We start from the raw sequence: 23148 nt of genomic DNA, 5'->3' as shown, positions 1-23148 counted from the left end.
AAGACTCGGCCGATGGCCAGGCGCAACTTCCTCTGCGCCGTCGGTCGAGCCAGGCCCATCGTGCTTGAGAATTTGAAGGCGTCCCATGCAACAGCAAATCTCGGTCGTCACGCTCGGTATAGCGAATATCGCAAAATCCCGCCGCTTCTACGCCGAGGGCTTCGGCTGGTCACCGGTATTCGAGAATGACGAGATCATCTTCTATCAGATGAACGGACTGATGCTCGGGACGTGGCTCAAAAGATCGCTTGAGGACGATATGCGCCTTACTGCGGCCGAGGGCGGCGCAGCATTCGCGCTCGCCCACAACGTAGCTTCGCCGGACGAAGTAAGAGCTGCGATGGCGCAGCTAGTCGCGAACGGCGGGCGCGTCCTGCGCGAGGCCGATGCTCCCGAACATGGCGGCTATCGCGGTTATGGCGCCGACCCCGACGGGCATGCATGGGAAATCGCGTGGAATCCGGCGTGGTCGATCGATAGCGAAGGCCGTGTCACCTTTGGCGAGTAAAGTGCCTCTCCCGCGAGCGGTCCAGCGGAGGCAACCCGCTTCGCTCCCGACCGTTTGGTCTTCATGGAAAAGACGCCGCCATCTCCTCGCAAGGGCATGCCCAGCCCAAAGCTCGGCGAAGAAGAGTTCAAGCGGCGCTATATCGAACAATTCCGCGACCCTGGATATGACAGCTTACGTACCCAAATCGGCGAGATCGCCGCAGTTGCCTGGGATGCCTATCGCGAGAAGCGTAAGAGCCCGCAGACCGTCAAAGCGGGGCCAAGCTTCGCCGACGCCGATTACGACCTGTCAGTCGACTGGCTCGCGGCATATGATGCGATCGCGGCTGCGCGCAGCGAATATGAGCGTGCCGACGGCATCTGCCGCGTCCTTGTCATCAATGGCTCGTCGCGATCGGAGCATACATGTCCCGGCGAAATGTCGAAAAGCTGGCGTCTTGCCGAAATCGCAGGCGAGGTGCTCGGACAGCCCGACACACGGGTCGAAACGCTCGATCTCAGCCGGTTGGCGTCGGAATATGGCCGGAACATACACCCCTGCAAAGCCTGTTTTTCGACAGCCGCGCCGCTCTGCCACTTCCCTTGCAGTTGCTATCCCAATCATTCGCTCGGTCAGACGCAGGACTGGATGAACGACATCTACCCGATGTGGATCCGCGCCCACGGCATCTTTCTGATCACGCCGGTCAATTGGTATATGGCGACATCGCCCCTCAAGCTCATGATGGACCGCATGGTCTGCATGGACGGCGGCAATCCCGATCCGACCCGAACGCAGGGGAAGGATGCGAAACTCGCAAAAGCGATCGAACTTGAGGGCTGGGATTATCCGCGGCCGCTCGAAGGCCGCCAGTTCGCCATCGTCGTCCATGGTGATACCGAGGGGGCGAAAAATGTCCGGCGCAGCCTCGCCGACTGGATGGCGACGCTATCGCTCGCGCCGGCAGGACCACGCGCCGAACTCGATCGCTATATCGGCTATTTCGAACCCTATGCGACGAGCCATGAAGCGCTCGACAAGGATGAGGCCGTCCAGGAGGAAGTGCGCAACGCCGCGCGCACTCTGCTCGAAGCCGTCCGCGCCAAGCGCGCCGGCAAGCAGGTGATCGCGGGAATTCAGCTCAAGGAGCCGCGCGATAAATAAGCCCCGGCTGGTTCAGCCGAAATCTTCGGCTGCGCGCAGCAGCGCGGCCTCGGGAGAGGTCTCAATGACGTCGCCGTGCGAGACGATGATGCGCTTCAGCCCGCGGATGCCGGCCCATTGCCTGAACTGTGCAGCAACAACCGCGGGTTCATCGACAAAGATGTGGCGGACGGTTCGCGAGGTCCGCGGGCGCTTCACGCCGAAAGCGAACAATCGCGCCATGATATTGGCCCCCAGTCCCTCAGGGTGACGGACGTTCGAGAGAATATCGTTGAGCAGGAGCGTCACGTCCCCGTTGCGCTCGACCGTTAGTGCAAACTCATCTTCCTTCGTTCCCGCGACCAGCCCGAGGCGCAGCGCCGGATCGTCCATGATATCGCCGGATGCCTCGACCGGCGCGGCTTCTTTGACCGCCTCCCGCGCGCTCGGCGGCGCGATCACTCTGGCGTTCGGATAGCGCGTCTTCCAGGCTGACAGATCGAGACGATGTCCGGCATTGGGGACGATCAAGAACCGCGGGGGCCCAAGCGCCTCGACTTTCGCCATTTCAGATTCGCGCAGCGGAATCGGGCTCCAAACAAGGGTTCCGTCGCCGGCGAGGGCAACGATCGTCATGCGCCGCCGAGCGGCATCACGATAGTCCCCTCCACGGTCAGGATCCCGGTATCGACCTCGACGAGGTCGCCGTGCGGCTGGACGATCCATTTCCGGTTGAGCTTGGACATGCGGGCTCCATTATCCCCTACAAGCCGTCAACGCCCACCGATCCCGGTCGTTGCGGCGGGTGACCTCGTTTAGCTGACTGCGATACGACATCGTCGCGGAAGCACACCGGCTCGCCGGATCCACCCGCCCGGCCAAGGATCGGAACGTGCTGCCACGGCATTCTCCAGACAGGCGGGGACAGCTGAAAGGTGTTCTTATGACTGCCGTCCATCACCGCCACATCGATGTCGACGGCGTAGATATCTTCTACCGTGAGGCAGGCGCTCCAGATGCTCCTGTGCTCCTGCTACCGCACGGCTATCCCTGTTCATCCTTCGAGTTTCGAAACCTGATGCCCCGCCTTGCCGATCGCTGGCGGACGCTGGCGCCCGATTATCCCGGCATGGGCTACAGCGCGACGCCGGAGGATTTCGACTATAGCTTCGACGGATATGCCGCCTTTCTCGATGGCTTTGTGCGGGCCATGGGCGTCGAACGCTTCACTCTCTATCTGCATGACTTCGGCTCGCCGATCGGTGCCCGGCTGGCGATCATGAATCCGGGTCGCGTCGCTGCGCAGATCATCCAGAATGGCGACATCCCCTATGCGGATGCGCTTGGTCCCAAATATGCCGGTATAGAGAAGAGCTGGGCGCTGCCCGATGCCGAGATGCGCGCCGAAATTGAAAAGTCCATCAACGAGGCGACGTTCCGCGAGGAGTTTCTCAACGATTTGGGGCCTGAACTTAGAGACCGCATCCCACCCGACCTCTGGAAATTGCATTGGTCGCTGATGACACCCGATCGGCGCGAAATAGTCGTCGACCTTATTGCAGGCCTCAAGACCAACCGTGACTGGTTTCCAGAGCACCGCCGCTATCTCGGCACCCACAAGCCTCGGACGCTTATCATATGGGGTCCGCAAGACTTCTACATGCCCGAGACATCTGCGCGCGCTTATTTGCGGGACCTTCCCGAAGCGGAGCTTCATCTTCTCGACGGCGGGCATTGGCTGCTCGAAACCAACCTCGATGAAGTCGTGACGCTTATCCGCGATTTTCTCGTTCGCATCGATGAGGGTGAACGCCGCTAGTCTGCTTTTTCGTCAGGCATTGGCGCAACCTTGTCTTAGGCAACAGCGCCGCCGATGCAAAAGCTGCCCCATGCATCCATAAGTTTGACGCGAGCGCCCGGCTGATCCGCGGTGCCGAGATAAGTTGTGCGGCGATAGGCGGCCTGAACGGCATCGGGCGTCTTGTGCGCCAAGGCTGCCTCCACCACGGCATCAGCGAAGTCTTCGTTGGCTGCCCAATCGGTGAAGGTGGAGCGAAAACCATGAACGTGAAACGGCTCGGCCATATCGCGCAGCACTTTAAGCAGGGTCATGTCAGACAGCGGTTTGCCAGCCGAACCGGGAAAGACGACGCCCGTGTCCGGCAGGCGGAAAGTGTTCGCCTTTGCCAGCACCGCCAGAGCCGCATCAGACAGTGGTACCATGTGGGCCTTGCCTCGCTTCATGTGATCGGCGGGGATTTCCCATAGACGGTCTTCCAGGGCTTGTGTCGAACCGGCTCTCTAACATATGAAATTGTTGATTATTTTCGGGTTTTTTCTGCCACCCTCCCACATATCCTCCCACATATTCTAAAAGTGCCGATAAACCAAAGTTCGAATTCACTGTTCTATCGGCGAAATCGCGGTCGAAATCGAGCGTCAATTTCCGGTCGTTTTCGGCACCGGATTCGGCCTCAACCGTCGATGGACGATAACGACCTCCGGCATGCCAACGCGACCCACTCGTGCCGACCCCGACAGGACCCGCGTCAACCTGTCATGGTCCTCAAGCTGCGACACGAACACCCTTCCTATTGTCTCTACTGGCTCAAAAACGCCGGCAAGGCTTGCCAGACAACCGCGAGAGCCGTGAGTGTTATGGCGGAGGCGCCGAGAGACCGACCCCAGCCTCGAAGCTTGTCTGCCCCGGTCCTCCGTCCCAACCAGACCAGGAGGCAAAGTCCTGCCAAGGCCGCGAGCGTAAAAAGCACGACGGCAGCTCGCGCCCCGCCGCCTGTGCCGACAAATTCGCCGATCACGTAAAGCGCGAAGAAATGTGCCGCCCAAATGACGAGGCCGCCGAGCATCGTCCACCATGTGCGCATCAGCCCGCCCCTATGGCGCGGCCGAAGAGCGCGCCGACCCCGCCCTGAAGTGCGGTATATCCAATAAACAGGATCGCAAGGTCGACACTATTGTTCGCTGGCTGCGTAACGAGCCCGCGTGCCGCCCGCGCGCAGCAATAGAGGGCCATCATCGCGCCGATCCCGACGGCGCAAGCCTGGAGCGCGTGGAGAGCGTAGATCACCGCGCCCTGCCCGCTGGCCTGCGGCACCAATCCCGCATGGCGCCAAGCGATGTAATCGAGCCAGACTGCCGCACCAGCCGCCGCCGCGGCAACGACGAGCAGAGTGGCCGTCACGGCAACCTTGCGCCGCAGCAACCACCTCGCGCCGAGCACGCACATCAGGGTCGCTGCGTACAACGCCATGATCGGAAGCGCTTCGACGAACGGCGGAGGAGAACCCCAGAAGACTTGCTGGCTCGACCAGAGGAACGCGAGGCTGAACAGTGCCATGATGAAGATCATTGCTAGGACGACCAGCAGGATGATCATCGCCCACCAGCCGTGGCTCGAAGGACCGGTGACATAGGTCGGGACCGTTATGCCCGCACCGATATCCACCTCCGTCTCGGCCACCGGCCGGTCGGTTTCCCAGAGCCAGCGGATCGTCGCGGCCACCGCGAGCACGCCGCTCACCCATGCAAATCCGTAGGCCTGCACCGTGAGCGCGAGGAAGAAGCCGGCGGTGAAGATTGCGGCAGCGAAGGGCCATGCGGAGGGACCCGGCATGATCTGCAAATACTGTGGTTCGGCGCGGAGCGGGCTGGTGACGATCGTCTCGCGAAGTCCGGTCGCAGAATTGGGTAGGAAGTAGCGTCCCGTCTCGACATTTTCCGCGAGGTTAGGATCGTCCCATAGCGGCTCGCGGCTGGTGACGACTGGAATCGAGCGCGTCGAGTAGAGTTCGCTCGGCAGCCATTCGAGCGTCCCGCCGCCATAGACGTTACCGGCATTGCCCTCGCCCGGCGCCAGCCGGAAGTTGCGCGCGAGGTCGATCAAAAAAAGGAAGATACCCGTCCCCAGCATGAAGGCGCCGATTGTCGAAACGAGGTTCGGCAGTTCCAGCCCCTGCCCCGGCAGATAGGTATAGACGCGCCGCGGCATGCCTTGGAGCCCCGCGAGATGCATCGGCAGGAAGGCGATATTCATGCCTGCGAACATCAGGCCGAACACCCATTTGGCGAGCCGCTCCGACAGCGCGCGGCGGCTGACCATCGGAATCCAGTAATAGAAGGCGGCGAAGAGCGGGAAGACCATGCCGCCGATCAGCACATAATGGAGATGCGCGACGATGAAATAGCTGTCGTGCGCCTGCCAGTCGAACGGCACCATCGCGACCATCACCCCTGTCAGCCCGCCGGTGACGAAGACGACGATGCTGCCCAGCACGAACAGCCCGGGCGCGTTGAAGCTGCGCTTGCCGATCGCGAGCGTCGCGATCCACGAGAAGACCTGGATGCCCGCAGGCACGCTCACCGCCATCGAGGCGGCCGAGAAAAAGCCGGTCGTCATCGGCGGCATGCCGGTGGTGAACATATGATGTGCCCAGACGCCGAAGCTGATGAAGCCCGTTGCGAGCATCGCAAGCACGATCAACCGATATCCGACGAGCCGCTCGCCCGCGACGGTCGCGACGATCATGCTCATCATGCCCGCCGCCGGGAGGAAAATGATGTAGACCTCGGGATGCCCGAAGAACCAGAAGAGATGCTGCCAGAGCAGCGGATCGCCGCCGCGCGTCGCGTCGAAAAAAGGCCAGTTGAATGCGCGCTCGATCTCGAGCAGCAGCGTGCCGAGAATGATGCTCGGGAAAGCGATAACGATCATCACCGCGAAGACGAGCATCGACCAGGCGAAGATCGGCATCTTGTCGAGCGTCATGCCGGGCGCGCGGGTGCGCAGCACGCCGACGATGATCTCGATCGCACCGGCGATCGCGCTGATCTCGATAAAGCCAATGCCGAGCAGCCAGAAGTCGGTGTTGATCCCTGGCGAAAAAGCCTTCGAGGTCAGCGGCGGATACATGAACCAGCCGCCATCGGGCGCGAGGCCGACGAAGATCGAGGCGAAGAAGCAGAGCCCGCCCACCGCATAGGCCCAAAAGGCATAGGCCGACAGACGCGGAAACGGCAGGTCACGCGCTGCAAGCATCTGCGGCAGGAGCAGCACCCCGGCCGCCTCGACCGCGGGCACCGCGAACAGGAACATCATCACCGTGCCATGCATGGTGAAGACCTGATTATAGGTGCCCGGCGGCAATATCTCGAGCATCGGCGCCGCAAGCTGCGCGCGCATCAGCAGCGCGAGCACCCCTGCCATCAGGAAGAAGAGAAAGGCGGTGCCGAGATAGTAGATGCCAACATAATTATTGTTGACGACTGTCAGATATTCCCAGCCTTTGGGCTTGCACCAGATGCGGCGAAGTTCTTCTTCCTCCCCCTTCGGTCGGGGCCCTTTCGTCGGAAATCGATCGTAGAGCGCGGGATCGAAGCCCGTCTCCGACGTCATTTGAGGCTGACCATATAATCGGTCAGCGCCAGCAGTTGCTCGCCGCTGAATTGATGATAGGCGGGCATGCGGTTTGCGGGTTTTATGCCTTGGCTATCCGCGATCCACCCCGCCATCGTTCCGGGATTGTTCGGCAAAATGCCTGCGCCGAGCGTGCGGCGCGACCCAACATGGGTGAGATCGGGCCCGGCGAGCCCGTTTGCCGGCGTTCCGCGGATCGTATGGCATGCCGCGCAGCCGCTCGACAGGAACAGCGACAGCCCCTCACCGCCCGATGCTGGCGCCGGCCGCCGCGATGCGCGCCAGCGCGCGAACTCCTCGGGCTCATGCGCCACCACGACAAAGCCCATCAGCGCGTGCGGTCCGCCGCAATATTCGGCGCACTGGCCCTTGTAGACGCCGGGCGCATCGGCCTGGATCAACAGCCGGTTGGTGCGCCCCGGAATCATGTCCATCTTGCCGCCGAGCCGTGGCACCCAGAAGCTGTGAATGACGTCGGCGGCTTCGAGCTCGAGCAGCACCGGCGTGCCGACGGGGATATGCAGTTCGTTCGCGTCGCGCAGCGTCTCGCGGCCCTTGGCATCCTGATAATGCACGCGCCACCACCACATCTCGCCGATGATCTTCACGCGCATCTCGGTGCCTGTGACGCGCGTTGCCGATAGCGACGACGTGAGCATCAGGCCCCAGATGAGAAGGCCGGTGAGCACCACGGCGGGAAAGGCGAAACCCAATATCCAGATCGCCTTCTCGCCGCCGAGCCGCGTTTTCAACTTTGCCGGTCCGTAGAGGGCGATCCAGAGCGCCGCGAGCACGATGGCGAAGATCACCGCCCCGCCAGCGACCAGCGCCCAGGCCAGTATCGTCACCGGCTCCGAATAAGGCCCGGCCGGATCGAAGACCGCTGGCGGCCAGCCGTCGCCGCTGCCGGAAGCAGGCGCGGCCCTAGTCACGCAAGCTCCGGAGCCAGGCCGCGATATCGCGCGCTTCGCTGGATGTCATCGGGACGGCGGGCATTCCGCTTTCCGGCACCTGCGAAGGCGCATCGCGGACAAAGGCGGCGAGCTGCGGCTCACCATTCGGGACTTTTCCAGCGATCAGCGCGCGATCACCGATGCCCGCCAGCGAAGGTCCGATCGTGCCCTTGGGCCAGCCGACGCCGGGCATGTCGTGGCACGCGCCGCAGCCCAGTCGGACCGCCGCTGCTTTCCCGCGCGCGACTGCGCGCACGTCGGCGACGGGTGGTTCGATGGCAGTGGGGGCACAGGCGGATACTACCATCAGCATCGATCCCGCCACGCCCCCTTTCCAGATCCGGTTGATTTTCGCGCAAGGCACATGTCGGGAACCACCCCGCGGCGAAAATGGTTCCCCTGTCGTGCGCGCCGCCTCTCTTCTGCTTCTGCTTTTCCTCATGGGATGCGGCGCGCCGCCGTATCGTGATCCGTTTCGCGCGACAGGCGAGACAATTGCCATGAGCGGCGGCGACGCCGGCGCCGCGGCCGCCTGCTTCACCTGCCACGGCTTGAAGGGCGAAGGCGACGGCAAGGAAACCCCGCGCCTCGCGGGGCTGGACGCCGGCTATCTCCACCGCCAGCTCGACGATTATGCGAACGGCCGGCGTGAGCACCCCGCGATGCGCACGGTCGCACTGCGGCTACCGGACGAGGATCGCTCGAAGGTGGCGGCCTATTATGCCGCGCTATCGGTGCCCGACGTTTTGGCTACAGCCGGCAATGCCGAAGGCGAAGGGCTCTATCGGCAAGGCGACCCGGTCCGCGGCCTCGCGCCTTGCGCAACCTGTCATGGCGCAGGCGGCGCGGGCGACGCTGCCAACCCGCCGCTCGCGGGGCAGCCTGCGGCCTATCTCGAAAAGCAGCTCACCGCATGGCGGACCGCGAAGCGCAACAATGATCCACTAGGCGAGATGCGCGAAATCAGCCGGAGGCTTTCGGCCGCCGAGGCGCGCGCGGTTTCGGCGTACGCTTCGGGGCTTCGGGCGGGCCGCCCTCCAGATCGGGAAGCATCCCCCGCAGCACGTCGTGACGATCCCAAAAATGATGCTTTAGCGCCGCCCCGACATGCATCGGGATCATCACGACCAGGAGGATAATCAGCAGCAGGTGGATGCCCTCTGCCCAGTCAAGGATCCACCACTGGATTTGCGGCGCGAGCGTATCGAACGGCATATAGGGCCATGGAATGACGCCCGCGATTTTGAGCTCTTCCCCCTTCACCGTCGACCACATCGCCCAGCCGCTCAAGGGCAGCCCGAAGAAGCAGAGATAGAAGAGGATGTGGGTCACATAGGCGGCGACGGTCTGCCAGCCCAGGCGGTCGGCATCGTTGACGGGGCCAGGGATGACGAGCCGCCAGATACCGCGCAGGATCGCGAGCACGAACATGAGCAGGCCGAGTTCGGCATGGATGCGGAAGGCTTCGAGCTTGTCGCCCCCCGCCGGAATGCGGCTCATATGCCAGCCCCAACCAAGCTGGAAAATCACGAGCGCCGCCATCACCCAATGGAAAATCTGCCCGACCGGTGAATAGCGGCGATCCGCGGCGTAGCGCGCCGCCCACGCCTGCAGCGCCTCGATCATCGCGCAGGCGCGGCGGGCGGCGCGAGCATCGCCCACCCCCGCCACAAGGCGGCCGCCAGATAGAAGCCCGCCGCGGGCGCCCACATGATGAGCCCGGCGAGTTGCTGGTCCTCGACAGGCGACAGTCCCCACGGCTGCGTCGAGACATAGTGCGGCGTGTAAAGCGGAGAGCCGGCAAAGGTGATGAGTGCGCCGAGCAGCCCCATCTGCACCATCATTGCCAGTAGCAGCGCGATGGCGGTCGGTGGCGACGCTTCGCGCAACGCTGCCCAGACGGCGACCGCGCTCGCGAGCAGGCTCAGCTGCATCGCCCAAAAGATGCGTTCGCTCGACAACGCAAGCGCGTAAGGCAAGGGCGCGTGCCAGAACCAGAAGAGCAGGACATGAAGCGCCGCCCACAGCGCCGCGCTGCCTTTCACCTGCAACTTCGGTAAACCCCAGACGAGCAGCGGAGCCACAACCGCGGTGAGCATCACATGATGCGCCACCCGGACAGAAAACAGCGCCGACGAAAGCGCGCAGAGCGGCGACACGAACAAGAGAAAAAGCACCACGAACCCTGCCCAAAATGGCACCGCAACGCCCGCCCGTCTATAGGCGGCGCCCGCTGTGACCGCGACGGCGAGCAGCAGCAACGGATCGCCATTCCAGCGCCCTAACCAGTCGCCGGGCAGTGGCGCCGCGCCGCAATAGGGAATCCAGCTCTGATCCATAAAGCCCTTTCTCATGCAAACGAACGTTGCGAGCACGGCGGGGTTCCGCTTCTCCGGACGAAACCAATTGCAAAGCGGCGCATTACTGAGACGGGGGCAGCAACAGGCGGAGAACAGGCTTGACGTCCCATCCTTCCACGAACAGTCGATCCGTGCATCCCCTCCACGGGCTGCTCCTCGCCTTTCCCGTCGCGCTGTTCACGACCGCGCTCCTCTCCGACATCACCTATCTCAAAAGCGCCGAGATCCAGTGGAGCAATTTCGCCGCGTGGGCGATCACAGGCGCGCTGGTCGTCGGCGCGCCGGTGCTCCTATGGGCTGCGCTCAGCCTGTTCCGGCATCGCCGCGACACCTTGCGAACGTCTGCTCTCGTCTATTTCCTGCTCATCCTCGTCATGTGGATCGCTGGGCTGATCAACGCCTTCAAGCATAGCCAGGACGCGTGGAGTTCGGTGGGCACCACCGGCGTCGCGCTCTCGATCGTCTCCAGCGTCGCCGCGCTGATAGCGGGGTGGATCGCCTACGGCGGGAGGAACGCAGCATGACCCGTATCTTTTTCCTCGCAGCGGCCCTTGCTGCAACCTCGCTTTCGGCATGCAGTAGCGGCGACGAGAGCCTCGATCAGACGGGCGCGGATCCGAAGCTGCCGGCGCTCGACGAAACGCTCCTGCCGCCGATGAAGATCGCCAAGCCAGCCGGCTGGAACGGCGAGCTGCCGACCGTGCCGAAGGGGTTCACGATCACGCCGGTCGCGACCGGTCTCAAGATCCCACGTCAGATCCTCGTCTTGCCCAACGGCGATATCCTCGTCGCCGAAGATTCGGGCGGCCATGCGCCAAAGCTCCGGCCCAAGGACGTCATCGCGGGCTACATCAAGAGCCTCGGCAAAAGCAGCGTCAAGGGCGGCGACCGCATCACGCTGCTGCGCGACACCAATGGCGACGGGCGGCCCGAACTGCGCACGACCTTCATCAAGGATCTCGACGCGCCTTACGGGCTCGCTCTTGTAAACGGCAGTCTCTACGTCGCAAATCAGGGGGCACTGCTCCGCTTCCCCTATAGCGACGGGCAGACGAGCATCGGCACGCCGGGTGAAGAAGTCACCAAATTGCCCGCCGTCGTCAACCATCACTGGACCAAATCGCTCGCCGCCAGTCCCGACGGCAGCAAGCTTTACGTCGGTATCGGATCGAACAGCAATGTCGGCGAGCGCGGGATGAGCGTCGAGGAAGACCGCGCGGTAATCTGGGAGATAGATGCCGCGACTGGCGCCAACCGCGTCTTCGTCTCGGGCATTCGCAACCCGACCGCACTCGCCTTCGAGCCGACCTCGAACCAGCTATGGGCGGTAGTCAACGAACGCGACGAACTGGGGGCGGAACTGGTGCCCGACTATCTGACCTCGGTGCGCGAAGGATCCTTCTATGGCTGGCCCTACAGCTATTGGGGCAAGCATATCGACCCGCGCGTTCATCCGCAGAAGCCCGAATTGGTGAAGACGGCGATCGCGCCCGACTATGCGCTCGGCTCGCACGTCGCACCGCTCGGCCTCAGCTTCGCGGCCGGAGCCGGTTTTCCGGGCTTCGCGCAAGGCGCGTTCGTTGGCGAACATGGCAGCTGGAACCGCCAGAGCCTCGCCGGCTACAAGGTGAGCTTCGTGCCGTTCGCCAACGGCAGACCTGCAGGCAAGCCAAGGGATTTTGTCACCGGGTTCATCAAAAACGGGAAGGCGCGCGGCCGTCCCGTCGGGGTCGCTTGGGATTCCGCCCGAAATTCGCTCTGGATCGCCGACGACCTGTCGAACACCGTCTGGCGCGTTAGTGGTCCGAGCGCCGTCGCGATGGGCTCGCCTGTTGGACCGGTTGCCAGCCAAAAATAGGGCATTCGGCTCGAGGCCGGTTAGCGGATCACGGCGGGGGCCGAATGGCGGAAGCGGCCTCTAACCTCCTCCCAAAGCGGGCCGTCTGAGGCCTCCGCCATCGCAGCAGCCGTCAGTCCGCGATCGGCCCGAAGCGGCGCTGGTCCGGATCTCGTTCGAATTGGAATCGGCCCTTGATATGTTCGTTGAAAAACTGCCCGGCCGACGGCGCCGAACATAGGCGTTCGAACAAGTTGCGAGGAACGCCGAAATAGAAATAACAGCCGGTGTCGAGGAATCGCACACACAGGAGCTCTGCCTCCTCGTCGAAAGCTGCACGGTCGATGATCGATGAATTGTCGAAGCGGCAAACCTGCATCTTTGATGAGCGCCGCCCGCCGGAAGAAGTTCCGGCTCACCGTCGCGCGAAGCGCTCATGCAGGACAAGCGCGTTACCGATAGCGGCCGACGACGCCGTGTTGTCGAAGATGCACCATGCCCGCTCCGCCCCCGCGTCTGCCGCCACGATCCGTGACGCGTAAAGGTCGAGATCGCGCGCGGAATAACGCGAGCGATAGATGTGCGGCGAACCGTGCAGGCGCCAATAGGACAGGCCCCGCCACCCTCCTGGGTCCGCCGCTGCCGGTACGCGCGCGGGGTCGGCAGCGACCCGCGCGACCTCGTGGCGAGCCAGCAAATCGTCCGCCGGCGGATCGAACCAGCTGTGATGCCGGGGTTCACAGGCGAGACACGCCGATGTCGCAGCGCCAAGTTCCTCGAAAAATTCGGCGGCCATGACGGCGTCGAAAATAAGCGTTGGCGGCAGCTGGACGAGAAAGACCGCCAGCTTCTCGCCGAGCCCGCCAGTTTCCTCCACGAGTTTGTCGATCAAATCGCTGCAATCACGCAGCCGGCGTTCGTGCGTCATCAACTTCGGAACCTTGACTGAAAAGCGAAATTCAGCCGGCACGAGTTCGGCCCACCTCGTCCATGTCGACGGGCGATGCGAGCGATAGAATGACGAATTTACCTCGGCACAGGACAGGCGATGCGCATAACGCTCAAGTGTCATCCCCTCGACCGGAAAGTCTTCAGCATATTGCGAAGCAATGCTCCATCCGGCTGTCCCGATCCTCACTTGCGCTGCCGACCTTTGCTATGTGTCCGCTTTGCCGGACCCCGGCTCCGCGAGCTTGCGATGCATCTCAGCGGTCGTCGCTTCGCTGAGGACCCCGGATGCGAGCACCTGCGCCTTGTTCTCGCGACCATGGACGACCGAATGTTCGCCGCTCTCCAGCGCTTCCCATCCGGTTACCGCAACATCGGCCGGATCGTCCTAATGCGACTTCGACAGACCGGTTTCGAGCGCCTCGATACCGCTCAAAGCCCGGTAACGATCGCGAGTTTCCGGTCTGACAAACTGAATCTCCGTTTGCGGTGGCGGGTAAGACGGCGGGTACATGGCTCCAGGCCCCGCCTGAGTTGACGCCATAAGCGTGTTGGCTCCAGCTCGGCGTGCTAGCTGGTCAGCTTGGCACAGGCGCGTCACCGCCAGCCGCGGCCAGCCTCATGCCGAGCCGCGGGCAGGAGCCGATCTTTAGTTATGTTTCAACGAGTGTTGCTAGCCGCTGCTCCCGAAAGGTTCTGTAGCTCGGCAATGTGCTGCTCGACGACCGGCGCGATTTCGCCGGCCGCGGTCTTGAGGCTGGCAGTGTCTCCGTTCGTCGCATAGGCGCGGTGCAAGGCGAGCGCGGCGTCATGCGCGGTCTGCTGATGTCGCAGGTACACGCTGTCGATCGTCGTCGCATCGGCATTCTTGATCTCGTTCAGGCTCGCCTGCTGGCTGGCGTCGAGAACCGGCGGATTGACTTTAATCGACGCGGCGGCGGCTGCGGCCTTCACCTTGGCGGTCGACTTGCCGTGATGATCGATCATCATTTCGGCGAATTTCTTGACGTCGGCGCGCGCCGACTTGGCGAGCAGCGCTTTGGAAGATTCGATCTCCCAAAGATCTCCTGCGCCAGCCTTGGCGATGTAGCCGGCGGCATCCGTCGGTGCGCCCGGCGCGGCAGTGGGAGCAGTCGGGGCTGTTGCAGTTGCCGGCGGTTCGGTAACTTGCGTTTCAGTTGCCGCTCGATCGTCATTGCTTCCACAAGCGCTGAGCAGCGCGGCGGCGGTTAGCAGGCTGTATCTGAACATCTAGTTTCTCCCTTGGGCCGCCCCCGAATGAGCGACGTGCGAGGGCACGCGAAGTTCCGCCGGGGTAGCCGCTCGCCCAGCATTTCCGGCATTTACTTAACCTGCGATAATTTCTTCGGGATGCGTCATTCGAGGCGTGGTCGGCCAGAAACTGGAACCGACAGCGAGAGCCTTGCGCCTTTGTTTGGGACAGCGTCCGCAATTCCTGCAAATTCGCAGACCGCCGTCCCTACTCCATGACGCGCAGGAGATCGTAGATCGACGTCGTTGCGAAACCGATCGCACTGTCCGAGATCCCGTAGGGAATGAAGAGCTCGTTCCCCACGGCCATCGCTCCGCAAGTGTAAATCACGTTGGGAACATAACCTTCCCGGTCGCTTTCGGCGGCGGTGAGGATCGGGCATTGCGTCCGCCCGAGGACGATCGAGGGATCGTCGCGATCGAGCAGCGCCGCTCCGAGACTATATTTGCGCATCGCGCCTACGCCATGCGTCAGCAAGATCCAGCCCTCGTCGCATTCGATGGGACTGCCGCAGTTGCCCATCTGGATAAGTTCCCACGGATATTGCGGCCGGAGCAGGGGTCGCCCTTCGTCGTCCCATTGAATAAGGTCGTCCGAACTCAGAAGCGTCACATTTTTCCCGTCCTGGCGCCCCACCATCAGATAGCGACCGCCAATCTTTCGCGGGAACAGCGCCATGCCCTTGTTCCGGGCCGCGCGTCCGACCAACGGCTCGAGCGTAAAGCTCGCAAAATCGTCCGTCCGTAACAATTCAGACCGGATTTCACGTCCCGAATAGGCCGTGTAGGTGCCGATATACTCGCGCCTGCCATCGTCATGCGTGAACTGGACGAGCCGTAGATCCTCGAGCCCGTTGCGCTGCGCTTCGGTCACCGGAAACAGTACGCTGTTGGAGATCATGCTGCCCGGCTGCCGATGGATCGTGACCGTCTCGTCGGACCCGATGTGGTGACGGTCGTCGGCAACCGCCGCCATCGCAGGGCCCGATTGCGGCCAGAGACGGAAGTCGCCCGACGGGCCGATGATGCCTTCGCGAAAAGCGACCGAACTGATGTGCCCCTCGCCGACCGCACGCATCGACATCACGAAGCGCAGTTGATCACCGTCCAGTCCGCTCTGGTCGGGATGCGGCACGACACTGGGGTTCATCAAGGCAGCGGCGGCGTAGCTATATTCATGGCAGAAATAGGCACCGATCAGGCGGCGACGCACAGGAGAAACGTCCTCCACCCGCAACCCCAGATCTTCAGCGATCTCGGCGAAGCGGTCATCGAAAATCTTGCCGATCTGCCAGTGCCGTTCAGAAAAATCCTTCCACACCAGGCCGAGCTCAAGCTCGGCCTGATCGGCATCGAGGGTCATGATGTCGGCGACGAGCTGCTGCGCGCGCGACGGCTCGGACACATTCGTTTGCCAGGCCAGATGGAATGGTCGAAGCACGACCCGAGACGGATCGGCAGTGAGTTTCTCGCTCAAGATATGAAGCGGCGACTTGTCGGCTCTGCAGTTCAGCATCGGTGCTGCTGGTGTCCTCTTTTTAGTCCCCCTCGAAAGGATAGGATGTTGAACAAACAATAGGCAAGGCGGAAAGCTGGCGTCGCTTTTGCCCGGTCACTCGCACCAGCGCTCCTCAAGCTCGCCCCGCCGCAATTGCGCCGGCGACCAACAGTGGCGCGGCTCAGCGTGGTCTCGGGCCACCCGATCGCGCGCCATGAAACAGCCGCGAAAAATCGGAGCCACCGGATCACAATCCGAAGCGCGTCTTGGGTATGTGCGTCACGCGGCAGGCAAGATCGCCCTCACCCGATGCGACGATGAAATATTCGCCGGCGTCGGCGATCCCGGTCGTAAAAACGACATCGCGCACATATATTTTGTCTTCGAGCGGCCGAGTGAGCTCCGGGCTGGCCTCAAGCAGCGGCGCGTGCTCTGTATGAAGAACGCGCGACGGGTCTTCGGGATCGAGCAGCGACCAGTAGGTGCGGTAGACGCCGACGATTTCCTTCGGCTCCACTCCATGCCAAAGCGTCAGCCAGCCGCGGTCCGTCAGGATGGGAGGCGTTCCGCCGCCCATCCGGGCTGTCGCAACCGTGTCTGCGTGCGGCCGTAGCCCAGGCTCGCGGCGCGGTTTCCAGTGCAGCGCATCGGGCGAGGATGCCAGGTTGATCGAGGGTCCCGCGCGCCATTCGCTCCCAGGTGGGTAGGCAAAATAAAGCGAACCCAGCGGGCGCGTCTGTGCCCAATAATGTCCCGCTACTTTACCCTCGAAGATCAGCATGTCCTTGTTTTGATGGTCGAGAACGATGTCTTCGAAAGACCAGTCGAGGCCGTTTGCCGAGCTGTAGAGTGTCGTCGAATGGCGCTCGGGACTCACCGAACAACTCGTCATGAGCCAGCGGCCGTCGACATGGCTGATGCGCGCATCCTCGACGCCATAGCATTGGTAGGTCGCATGCGGCGCCACCGCCCGATCATAATGGACCGCCACGACTTCCAGGCCGTCGGGCGTAAGTTCAACCGGGAGGAGCCAAGAGAGCGATGTAAGCGCCATCACGTTCCACGCACCGCCATGCACGAGGAATTTGCGCGGATCCGAGGTATCGCAAAGTTCGAGCGGCCAGGCGTCGCGAACATATCGGCCGCAGTCCCAGCGGATACTGTGCACATGACCATTTTCCACCGGCTGGCGCAGTGCCTCGGCGACACGCACGAGCATCAGGAGGTTTCCGCTCGGCAGCCGTGCCAGGCCAGGATTGAAGGCACCAAGGATGAAGGTTTCGGCGCCAAGATGACCTGCAAGCGGCGAGCGCGCGAGATCGACATCATCCGGGCCGAATATCAGACGGTCGATTTCGAAGTTCATTCAGCTTCTTTCTCTACGGCGCAGATATCGGAGCGTGCGGAAAAGGAGGTCGGACGGGCCGGGGGCCCGAAATGGAATTAGAGCGGAAGCGACCTCGGCGGCATCCCCGCGCCCTGTATAACTTACCGCCGCCCTCGACGTTCCTGCGTTGCTCACAGGAAATTGACGTCGATGCCGAGCCGGATGACCGTGAACGATCGCGCAAAGCGAGAGGAACCGCAGAAGGCTCCAGAACGTTTTCCGCAAATGACTTGCAGCGAGGCGACAAGCAGACAGCAGCGCTGGCGCACCGCGCGGTTAGGCTTGGCGGCATTGTGCACAATTCAGCTCATGGCCTGCGATCGATTTCCGCAGGATCCGGAAAATACCGTCGACAGAATCCGTGAGCAGCGCATCATCCGCGTCGGTGTTGAACAGCCAATCCCGCGCGAGGCGCGCCGATTGCTGGCCGAGATCGAGCGCGCGACGGGCGCCAAGGCGGTGATCAGCCGCAACGGCGTCGAACCCTTGCTTACGAAGCTCGGCGCAGGCGAGATCGACCTGGTGATCGCGCCGTTCGGCAAGGAAACGCCGTGGGCGGCCGAAGCCGCGCTTTCACCCCCTGTCCGGATCGACGGAAACGGGAAAGGCGCGACCGAATGGCGCGCCGCGATGCGCACCGGCGAAAACCGCTGGATCATGCTTGTCGAGACCAGCGCTCGCCGTGCCTCTAGCGCTCCCAGCGCGTCATGACCGTTGCACCGCAAACCCATGCCGACAATCTGCCGCCCGACGTCCGCGCGACGTTAAAGCGCGCCGAGCGTCTCGAATGGTGGAATATCTTCTGGACGATCACGATCGTCATCGTGATGGGGCTGGTTCTCGGGCAAAGTCAGACCATGAAGACCGCGTGGATCGAGGATACGCTCGGTCTCGTTCCCCCAATCGCCTTCCTGATCGCCGCCCGCATGGAGCGGCGCGGCAAAAGTTCGCGCAAATTTCCCTTCGGCTTCGAGCGGGTCAATGGCCTCGGCTTTTTCCTCGCGGCGGTCGCGCTCGCGGCGACGGGCGCCCTGCTACTCTGGGACTCGGCCATGACATTGATCGCCGCCGAACATGCGACCGTCGGTTCGGTACGCATTTTCGGGCACTACATCTGGCTCGGCTGGCTGATGATCGCAGCACAGGTCTACGCGATGATCCCGCCGATGATTATCGGCCGCAAGGAGTTGCCGCTAGCCGAAAAGCTTGCGGACAAGCTGCTTCACACCGATGCACTGATGAACAAGGCGAACTGGATGACCGGCGCGGCAGGCGTTGCCGGTATCATCGGGCTCGGGCTCGGCTGGTGGTGGGCGGATTCGCTCGCAGCCGCCTTTATCTCGTTCGATATCCTTCACGACGGCTTCAAGGCAATCCGCTCGTCGACCGCCGAATTGGTCGACGGCACGCCGCGTGCGCTGGCAAGCGCCGAGATCGCCGAAGAAGCGGAGGCGCTCGAAGCGGCGCTTCAGGGGCGGTATCCGGGCGCGACCGTCAAACTGCGCGAAACGGGCCGATTGATCCGCGCGGAAATCCACGGCTGCCTTCCAGGCGAACCGTTTGACCTTGATGGGCACTGGCCCGGCAAGGAAGAGAGGAACTGGCGCCTTGCGCAAATCGCTTTCGTACCGGCACAGCGGGACCACGAAGGACCGACGGGCTGATGGCACAGCCAGTTGAAAAAGCGGGAGAAGCCTCCGGTCTGCTGCAGCATCTCAAGGCCGATATCGTGCTTTATGGCGCCTTGTTCGCCAATCTCGGTATCGCCGTCGCCAAGTTCGTCGCCGCAGCGATCAGTGGCTCCTCGTCGATGCTGTCGGAGGGCGTGCATTCGCTTGTCGACAGCGGGAACCAGGCGCTTCTGCTGTACGGCCAGAAGAAGGCGAAGCGACCGGCTGACGCGCGCCATCCGTTCGGCTATGGGCGAGAACTCTACTTCTGGGCCTTCGTCGTTGCGATCCTGATCTTTGCGGTTGGGGCCGGAATTTCGGTGTATGAAGGCTGGATCCACTACCGCGATCCAGAGCCGCTTCGCGACCCGACGATCAACTATATCGTGCTGGGCATCGCCTTCCTGCTCGAGGGCGCGTCCTGGACCATAGCGGTGCGCGAGTTCGACGCACGCCGGCGCGGCCGTGGCTGGTGGCAGGCCGTGCGGAGATCCAAAGACCCCGCAGGGTTCATCGTTCTCTTCGAAGACAGCGCAGCGCTTGCGGGACTGCTCATTGCCGCACTCGGTATCTGGCTGAGCCACGCCACCGGGGACGCGCGGATCGACGGCATCGCGTCGATGGCGATCGGGGCGATTCTCGCCGCCGTCGCGATTCTTCTCGCGCGCGAGGCAAAGGAGCTTCTGATCGGCGAAGCGGCAGATCCGGAGCTGATCGCCTGCATCTGGACGATCGTCGAGCGCCGGCCGGAAATCACGTCGGTCAACCATGTCCGCACGATCCACACCGCTCCCGATGCGATCTTCGTTGCGGTGAGCGCCGATTTCGAGGACGGCCTTGCCATGGGCGATGCCGAGACGCTGATCGAGGCGATCGAAGCCGAGCTCAAGGCGGCGTCGAGCGACATCAGCTCGATCTATATCCGGCCGGAGAAACGCGCGGATGCGCTGGTCATGTCGCGCCCTGCAATGCTCGCAGACCCCCAGCTGGCGACACCGGCAGCTAGGCCTTGATTTCGCTCGGGCGCAATTGGAGGGCGATTGTCGCAATGGTGCCCGGCTTGTTCCTTGATGGGTCAAACGATCCGTAAGACACGTCGGACTTGTGGGTGCGCGCCAGCGCTTCGATCAGCCTGGTTCCAAGGCCGGTGCCACGGGCAGCCCCGTCGACCGGCATGCCGGCTCCCTCGTCGGCCACCACCAGTTCGATCGATGAAGCGCCGTTCCGGCGCAGCGAGATGCGGATCTCGCCGTCTTCATCCTCGCCATAGGCATATTTGCACGAATTGCTGACCCACTCATTGGCGATCATGCCGAGCGCCACCGCCTTGTCCGTCGCGACACGAAGCGGCTCGACATCGGCAATCACCCGCCGCGCCCGCGCTCCCGTCGACCAGGTTGCCGACAGATCGTCAGCAAGGCCGCCAAGATAATCGTCCATCGCTACATATTCGACGTCGTCGGTAGTGTAGAGGCGCCGGTTGACCTGAGCTACCGTCGCGATCCGTTGCTGAGTCTTCTGCAAGGCTTCGCGGGCGGCAGGATCGGCGAGCGTTTTCGACTGGAGCGCGACGAACGACATGACCATCTGCAGATTGTTCGCGACGCGGTGGTTCACTTCCTTGAGCAACGCCTCGAGGCGGGCATTGCTGGCACGAAGTTCGGTCTCCGCCTCCACTCGTGCGCGGCGAAGCTGCGCGCGCTCGAGCACCTGTTCGAAGCTTGAGACGAGCAGATCGAAGAAATCATCGCCGACCGACTTCACGACATAATCGTCGGCGCCCGCCTTCAGCGCTGCGACGGCGATACGCCCTTCCTCCGAGCCGGTCACATATACGACAGGCGGGCATCCGGGCAGCGCGCGAAGTGCTTCCAGCGTCGCAAGCCCGTCGAGCCCCGGCATATAATGATCGACCGCGATGAGGTCGAAGTCGGCCGTCTTTGCCTGCTCGACGCCCTCGCCGCCGCCCGAAGCGAGGCTCACGGTGAAGCCCTTTCGGGCAAGCGCGCGCGAGGCAAGCCGGCGCATGCCTTCATCGTCGTCGATGTAGAGTATGTGGGCCAGCGTCTGTCTCAAGCCGGATCGGGATCGGGGACCTGGATCACCGAAAGGAACAGGCCGAGCTGCCGGATCGCGTCGGCGAAATTCTCGTAGTTCACGGGCTTGGTGATGTAGACGTTACAGCCCAGATCGTAGCAGCGCTGGATCTCGATCTTGTCGTCGGTGGTCGTGAGCACCACGACCGGCGTGCGCCGGAGCGGGCTGCCGTCGGCCTTGAGCTTGGCTAGAATATCGGTGCCGCTCATATCAGGCAGGTTGAGATCGAGGAGGACGAGCGCAGGTCCGTTTCGGACAGGGCCGTCAGCCGCATCGTAGAGAAACTCGAGCGCCGAGGTGCCGTCGAGAAAATGGTGGATCTTGTTCGAGATACCCGCGCGGCGGATATTCTTCTCGATGAGGCGGGCATGCCCCTCATCGTCTTCGATCATGACGATATTGACGGGTTGCTGGTCAGACATCTTCTTCTCCACTTTGCCACACGAGCGGCAGGATCAGCCGGAAGGTGGACCCTACACCTAATTCGGACTGGACTTCGATATTGCCGCCAAGGCGGTAGGCAAGCGCCCGGGCGTGCGCAAGGCCGATCCCCTCGCCTTGCTGGTCCTGGACTCCCGATCGGCGGAAGAGATCGAAGATGCGCTGATGATCGCGCGCCTCGATGCCGCGGCCGTTGTCGCAGACCGACACCCAGGCGCGGCCGAGATCGGTGCCCCCCGAAATGGTGATCACGCCCGTCAGCCCCGGCTTCAGATATTTGAGCGCATTCTCGACGAGGTTGGAGAGGATCTGCTCGACAGCGACCCGGTCGTTAATGACGGTCGGCAGATCGGCCACCGTCACCTCGGTACCCGTCTCGTCGATGCGGTGCTGAAGGCTCTCGACGATTGCGCCGACCACGATCGAGAGGTCGAGCGTCTCGGGCGCAAGCGTGCGGCGCCCCTGGCGCGACAGGTTGAGGATCGCGTTGATCAACCGGTCCATCTTCTGCGTCGAGGTGCGGATGAAGCCGATCGATTCGGGAAGGTCTTCTTCGATTGCGAGCCGGGTCGCGGCATCCGGCGCCTGCCAGCCTTGCGTGTCGCCGGCTTCGAGATAAGACGCGATAGATTTTCGCGCCGTCTCGAGTTCGGCAGTGAACCCCATGACGTTGACGAGCGGCGAGCGCAGATCATGGCTGACGATGTAAGCGAAACGCTGAATCTCCGCGTTCGCGCGCTGGAGCTCGCCCGTGCGCGCATCGACCAAGTCCTCAAGACCCTCGTTGAGGCGGCGAAGCTCCTGTCGCGAAGCTCGAAGATCGACGAGATTGCGGCGCACCAAAGCGAGAGTGGCGGCCGCGACGACAAGCAGGAGAATGAAGGTTCCGATCAGGGTCAGCGTGAAAAGACGCTGAGTGCGCTGCTGGCGCGCCTCGCGCTGCTTAAGGAGCGACAGTTCGTCGCCGAGCATCGTCTCGACAATCGCGCGCATCGAACGCACTGTGAGCACGCCCTCGTCATTCGCGAACCCCGCAATGAGCGCCTCGCGATCGGCGCCCCGCATGCCAAGGGTTGCGCGATAGTAGCGCGCATAAGCGTCAAGTTTCGCGCGAAGCTCCGCGACGCGGGCCCCCTGCTGCGGATTATCGCCGACATTTGCCTCGAGGCCGGCGAGCTGCGCCCGCGAGCGGCCTTCGGCTTCATCCATTATCGTCGCGAACGCAGGGTTTTGCGTCAGGATGAGGCCGCGTCTTGCGGTCTCCATCCGCTCGGTGGCGCTGGCGAAGGCTCCAAGATTGGCCTCTACCGCGAGAGTATGCGCGACCATCTCCGCGTCGGCCTCATTCTGGCGCTGTACGTAGAATGCAATCAGGGCCGCCGCGAGCAGCGCGGCGAATCCGACCGAGAGCAGTACGATAATGAGGCGGCTGGCCCGCGTGTCGCGGCCGAGCGACGAGATCCTGGCCGACTCCATATGAATGGCTCCCCGGCCGATAGATCACTGGCCACGCGGTGTGCGCGGCGCACGACAGTGCAAGCAGCCAAAATGGCGCCGGTCAAGCGCTAAGCTCTTAGAGCGTGACGCGAATTAACATAGATCAATCTGAATGCGCAGA

The 23148-nt window shown here is 63.0% G+C and carries 23 protein-coding genes and 1 pseudogene; 9 read left to right on the top strand and 15 right to left on the bottom strand.

The genetic code is table 11. The features are described 5' to 3' along the window. The first annotated feature begins 85 nt into the window (after window positions 1-85). Together GGC65_RS21825 and GGC65_RS21820 are read left to right on the top strand one after the other, a co-directional pair. Window positions 86-508 (top strand): VOC family protein, encoded by a 423-nt coding sequence (locus tag GGC65_RS21825; protein ID WP_192649072.1) that lies wholly within the window; start codon window positions 86-88, stop codon window positions 506-508. Window positions 509-604: 96 nt separating this feature from the next. Continuing rightward, complete coding sequence (locus GGC65_RS21820) at window positions 605-1654, top strand: flavodoxin family protein (protein WP_192649071.1); 1050 nt, start codon at window positions 605-607, stop codon at window positions 1652-1654. Between the two features lie 12 nt (window positions 1655-1666). Here GGC65_RS21820 and GGC65_RS21815 read toward each other — a convergent pair whose 3' ends face one another. Then, entirely contained in the window at window positions 1667-2164 is a 498-nt protein-coding gene (locus GGC65_RS21815; protein ID WP_192649070.1) for a hypothetical protein, read from the bottom strand. A 412-nt stretch (window positions 2165-2576) separates the two neighbouring features. Between GGC65_RS21815 and GGC65_RS21810 the strand changes: the two genes are divergently transcribed. Continuing rightward, window positions 2577-3452 carry an alpha/beta fold hydrolase gene (locus GGC65_RS21810; protein WP_192649069.1) on the top strand — a complete coding sequence of 292 codons (876 nt, stop codon included), beginning with the start codon at window positions 2577-2579 and terminating at the stop codon, window positions 3450-3452. Window positions 3453-3487: 35 nt separating this feature from the next. Here the strand turns inward: GGC65_RS21810 and GGC65_RS21805 are convergent, their stop codons facing one another. The 4 genes from GGC65_RS21805 to GGC65_RS21790 form a co-directional block, all read right to left on the bottom strand. Beyond that, the gene (locus tag GGC65_RS21805) at window positions 3488-3913 is read right to left on the bottom strand and encodes a tyrosine-type recombinase/integrase (RefSeq protein ID WP_225941285.1); all 426 of its coding nucleotides are present in this window, start codon (window positions 3911-3913) and stop codon (window positions 3488-3490) included. Between the two features lie 604 nt (window positions 3914-4517). Beyond that, complete coding sequence (locus GGC65_RS21800) at window positions 4518-7046, bottom strand: cbb3-type cytochrome c oxidase subunit I (RefSeq protein WP_192649068.1); 2529 nt, start codon at window positions 7044-7046, stop codon at window positions 4518-4520. Then, a complete protein-coding gene (gene coxB / locus GGC65_RS21795; protein ID WP_192649067.1) occupies window positions 7043-7999 on the bottom strand; it encodes a cytochrome c oxidase subunit II in 957 nt (318 codons plus the stop codon). The genes GGC65_RS21800 and coxB overlap by 4 nt, the downstream gene beginning before the upstream one ends. Continuing rightward, on the bottom strand, window positions 7992-8345 hold the full coding sequence (locus GGC65_RS21790; protein WP_318780215.1) for a c-type cytochrome: 354 nt from the start codon (window positions 8343-8345) through the stop codon (window positions 7992-7994). The genes coxB and GGC65_RS21790 overlap by 8 nt, the downstream gene beginning before the upstream one ends. On the opposite strand from GGC65_RS21790, the pseudogene GGC65_RS23795 reads away from it, so the two are divergent. Further along, window positions 8296-8970: pseudogene (locus GGC65_RS23795) on the top strand (c-type cytochrome); the annotation flags it as partial. The gene GGC65_RS21790 and the pseudogene GGC65_RS23795 sit on opposite strands and share 50 nt — an antisense overlap. 13 nt (window positions 8971-8983) lie before the next feature. Here GGC65_RS23795 and GGC65_RS21780 read toward each other — a convergent pair. Beyond that, complete coding sequence (locus GGC65_RS21780) at window positions 8984-9646, bottom strand: cytochrome b (protein WP_225940954.1); 663 nt, start codon at window positions 9644-9646, stop codon at window positions 8984-8986. Beyond that, window positions 9643-10359 (bottom strand): cytochrome c oxidase assembly protein, encoded by a 717-nt coding sequence (locus tag GGC65_RS21775; RefSeq protein ID WP_192649064.1) that lies wholly within the window; start codon window positions 10357-10359, stop codon window positions 9643-9645. The genes GGC65_RS21780 and GGC65_RS21775 overlap by 4 nt, the downstream gene beginning before the upstream one ends. Before the next feature lie 119 nt (window positions 10360-10478). Here GGC65_RS21775 and GGC65_RS21770 point away from each other — a divergent pair, with 119 nt between their 5' ends. Beyond that, complete coding sequence (locus GGC65_RS21770) at window positions 10479-10904, top strand: DUF2231 domain-containing protein (protein WP_192649063.1); 426 nt, start codon at window positions 10479-10481, stop codon at window positions 10902-10904. Then, the gene (locus GGC65_RS21765) at window positions 10901-12238 is read left to right on the top strand and encodes a PQQ-dependent sugar dehydrogenase (RefSeq protein ID WP_192649062.1); all 1338 of its coding nucleotides are present in this window, start codon (window positions 10901-10903) and stop codon (window positions 12236-12238) included. Before GGC65_RS21770 ends, GGC65_RS21765 begins: the two co-directional genes overlap by 4 nt. 112 nt (window positions 12239-12350) lie before the next feature. Here the strand turns inward: GGC65_RS21765 and GGC65_RS21760 are convergent, their stop codons facing one another. The 5 genes from GGC65_RS21760 to GGC65_RS21740 all read right to left on the bottom strand — a co-directional run bounded on the left by GGC65_RS21760 (window position 12351) and on the right by GGC65_RS21740 (window position 17301). Beyond that, window positions 12351-12596: a KTSC domain-containing protein gene (locus tag GGC65_RS21760; protein ID WP_225940953.1), complete on the bottom strand. Its 246-nt coding sequence runs from the start codon at window positions 12594-12596 to the stop codon at window positions 12351-12353. Window positions 12597-12632: 36 nt separating this feature from the next. Next, window positions 12633-13355, bottom strand: coding sequence for a DUF72 domain-containing protein (locus GGC65_RS21755; protein ID WP_318780213.1), 723 nt, complete (start codon window positions 13353-13355; stop codon window positions 12633-12635). Window positions 13356-13825: 470 nt separating this feature from the next. Further along, the gene (locus tag GGC65_RS21750) at window positions 13826-14416 is read right to left on the bottom strand and encodes a DUF4142 domain-containing protein (protein ID WP_192649060.1); all 591 of its coding nucleotides are present in this window, start codon (window positions 14414-14416) and stop codon (window positions 13826-13828) included. A gap of 229 nt (window positions 14417-14645) precedes the next feature. Continuing rightward, complete coding sequence (locus tag GGC65_RS21745) at window positions 14646-15842, bottom strand: glycoside hydrolase family 130 protein (protein ID WP_318780212.1); 1197 nt, start codon at window positions 15840-15842, stop codon at window positions 14646-14648. Window positions 15843-16182: 340 nt separating this feature from the next. Continuing rightward, window positions 16183-17301 carry a glycosidase gene (locus GGC65_RS21740; RefSeq protein ID WP_192649058.1) on the bottom strand — a complete coding sequence of 373 codons (1119 nt, stop codon included), beginning with the start codon at window positions 17299-17301 and terminating at the stop codon, window positions 16183-16185. A gap of 183 nt (window positions 17302-17484) precedes the next feature. Here GGC65_RS21740 and GGC65_RS21735 point away from each other — a divergent pair, with 183 nt between their 5' ends. The 3 genes from GGC65_RS21735 to GGC65_RS21725 are packed head-to-tail and all read left to right on the top strand — an operon-like array spanning window position 17485 to window position 20005. After that, complete coding sequence (locus GGC65_RS21735) at window positions 17485-18033, top strand: hypothetical protein (RefSeq protein WP_192649057.1); 549 nt, start codon at window positions 17485-17487, stop codon at window positions 18031-18033. Then, a complete protein-coding gene (locus GGC65_RS21730) occupies window positions 18030-18986 on the top strand; it encodes a cation transporter (RefSeq protein WP_192649056.1) in 957 nt (318 codons plus the stop codon). Before GGC65_RS21735 ends, GGC65_RS21730 begins: the two co-directional genes overlap by 4 nt. Continuing rightward, on the top strand, window positions 18986-20005 hold the full coding sequence (locus GGC65_RS21725) for a cation diffusion facilitator family transporter (RefSeq protein WP_192649055.1): 1020 nt from the start codon (window positions 18986-18988) through the stop codon (window positions 20003-20005). Before GGC65_RS21730 ends, GGC65_RS21725 begins: the two co-directional genes overlap by 1 nt. Here GGC65_RS21725 and GGC65_RS21720 read toward each other — a convergent pair. Genes GGC65_RS21720 through GGC65_RS21710 form a run of 3 tightly spaced genes read right to left on the bottom strand, consistent with a single transcriptional unit; the run spans window position 19995 to window position 23006 of the window. Further along, entirely contained in the window at window positions 19995-21068 is a 1074-nt protein-coding gene (locus GGC65_RS21720) for a sensor histidine kinase (protein WP_225940952.1), read from the bottom strand. The two genes, GGC65_RS21725 and GGC65_RS21720, sit on opposite strands and share 11 nt — an antisense overlap. After that, entirely contained in the window at window positions 21065-21511 is a 447-nt protein-coding gene (locus GGC65_RS21715) for a response regulator (RefSeq protein WP_192649054.1), read from the bottom strand. The genes GGC65_RS21720 and GGC65_RS21715 overlap by 4 nt, the downstream gene beginning before the upstream one ends. Beyond that, the gene (locus tag GGC65_RS21710) at window positions 21504-23006 is read right to left on the bottom strand and encodes a sensor histidine kinase (protein ID WP_192649053.1); all 1503 of its coding nucleotides are present in this window, start codon (window positions 23004-23006) and stop codon (window positions 21504-21506) included. Before GGC65_RS21710 ends, GGC65_RS21715 begins: the two co-directional genes overlap by 8 nt. Between the last annotated feature and the right edge of the window lie 142 nt (window positions 23007-23148).

Source organism: Sphingopyxis sp. OAS728 (assembly GCF_014873485.1).
In the GTDB taxonomy this organism is placed as follows: Bacteria; Pseudomonadota; Alphaproteobacteria; order Sphingomonadales; family Sphingomonadaceae; genus Sphingopyxis.
The sequence above is the reverse complement of the archived record's forward strand: the minus strand, read 5'-3'. Positions and strand labels throughout refer to the sequence as shown.

What these genes read in the sequence shown, in the direction of transcription:
- GGC65_RS21825 (WP_192649072.1), top strand. Translation starts at nt 86, where the DNA reads ATGCAACAGCAAATCTCGGTCGTCACGCTCGGTATAGCGAATATCGCA.
- GGC65_RS21820 (WP_192649071.1), top strand. Translation starts at nt 605, where the DNA reads ATGCCCAGCCCAAAGCTCGGCGAAGAAGAGTTCAAGCGGCGCTATATC.
- GGC65_RS21810 (WP_192649069.1), top strand. Translation starts at nt 2,577, where the DNA reads ATGACTGCCGTCCATCACCGCCACATCGATGTCGACGGCGTAGATATC.
- GGC65_RS21800 (WP_192649068.1), bottom strand. Translation starts at nt 7,046, where the DNA reads ATGACGTCGGAGACGGGCTTCGATCCCGCGCTCTACGATCGATTTCCG.
- GGC65_RS21780 (WP_225940954.1), bottom strand. Translation starts at nt 9,646, where the DNA reads ATGATCGAGGCGCTGCAGGCGTGGGCGGCGCGCTACGCCGCGGATCGC.
- GGC65_RS21775 (WP_192649064.1), bottom strand. Translation starts at nt 10,359, where the DNA reads ATGGATCAGAGCTGGATTCCCTATTGCGGCGCGGCGCCACTGCCCGGC.
- GGC65_RS21765 (WP_192649062.1), top strand. Translation starts at nt 10,901, where the DNA reads ATGACCCGTATCTTTTTCCTCGCAGCGGCCCTTGCTGCAACCTCGCTT.
- GGC65_RS21760 (WP_225940953.1), bottom strand. Translation starts at nt 12,596, where the DNA reads ATGCAGGTTTGCCGCTTCGACAATTCATCGATCATCGACCGTGCAGCT.
- GGC65_RS21750 (WP_192649060.1), bottom strand. Translation starts at nt 14,416, where the DNA reads ATGTTCAGATACAGCCTGCTAACCGCCGCCGCGCTGCTCAGCGCTTGT.
- GGC65_RS21740 (WP_192649058.1), bottom strand. Translation starts at nt 17,301, where the DNA reads ATGAACTTCGAAATCGACCGTCTGATATTCGGCCCGGATGATGTCGAT.
- GGC65_RS21735 (WP_192649057.1), top strand. Translation starts at nt 17,485, where the DNA reads ATGACCGTGAACGATCGCGCAAAGCGAGAGGAACCGCAGAAGGCTCCA.
- GGC65_RS21730 (WP_192649056.1), top strand. Translation starts at nt 18,030, where the DNA reads ATGACCGTTGCACCGCAAACCCATGCCGACAATCTGCCGCCCGACGTC.
- GGC65_RS21725 (WP_192649055.1), top strand. Translation starts at nt 18,986, where the DNA reads ATGGCACAGCCAGTTGAAAAAGCGGGAGAAGCCTCCGGTCTGCTGCAG.
- GGC65_RS21715 (WP_192649054.1), bottom strand. Translation starts at nt 21,511, where the DNA reads ATGTCTGACCAGCAACCCGTCAATATCGTCATGATCGAAGACGATGAG.
- GGC65_RS21710 (WP_192649053.1), bottom strand. Translation starts at nt 23,006, where the DNA reads ATGGAGTCGGCCAGGATCTCGTCGCTCGGCCGCGACACGCGGGCCAGC.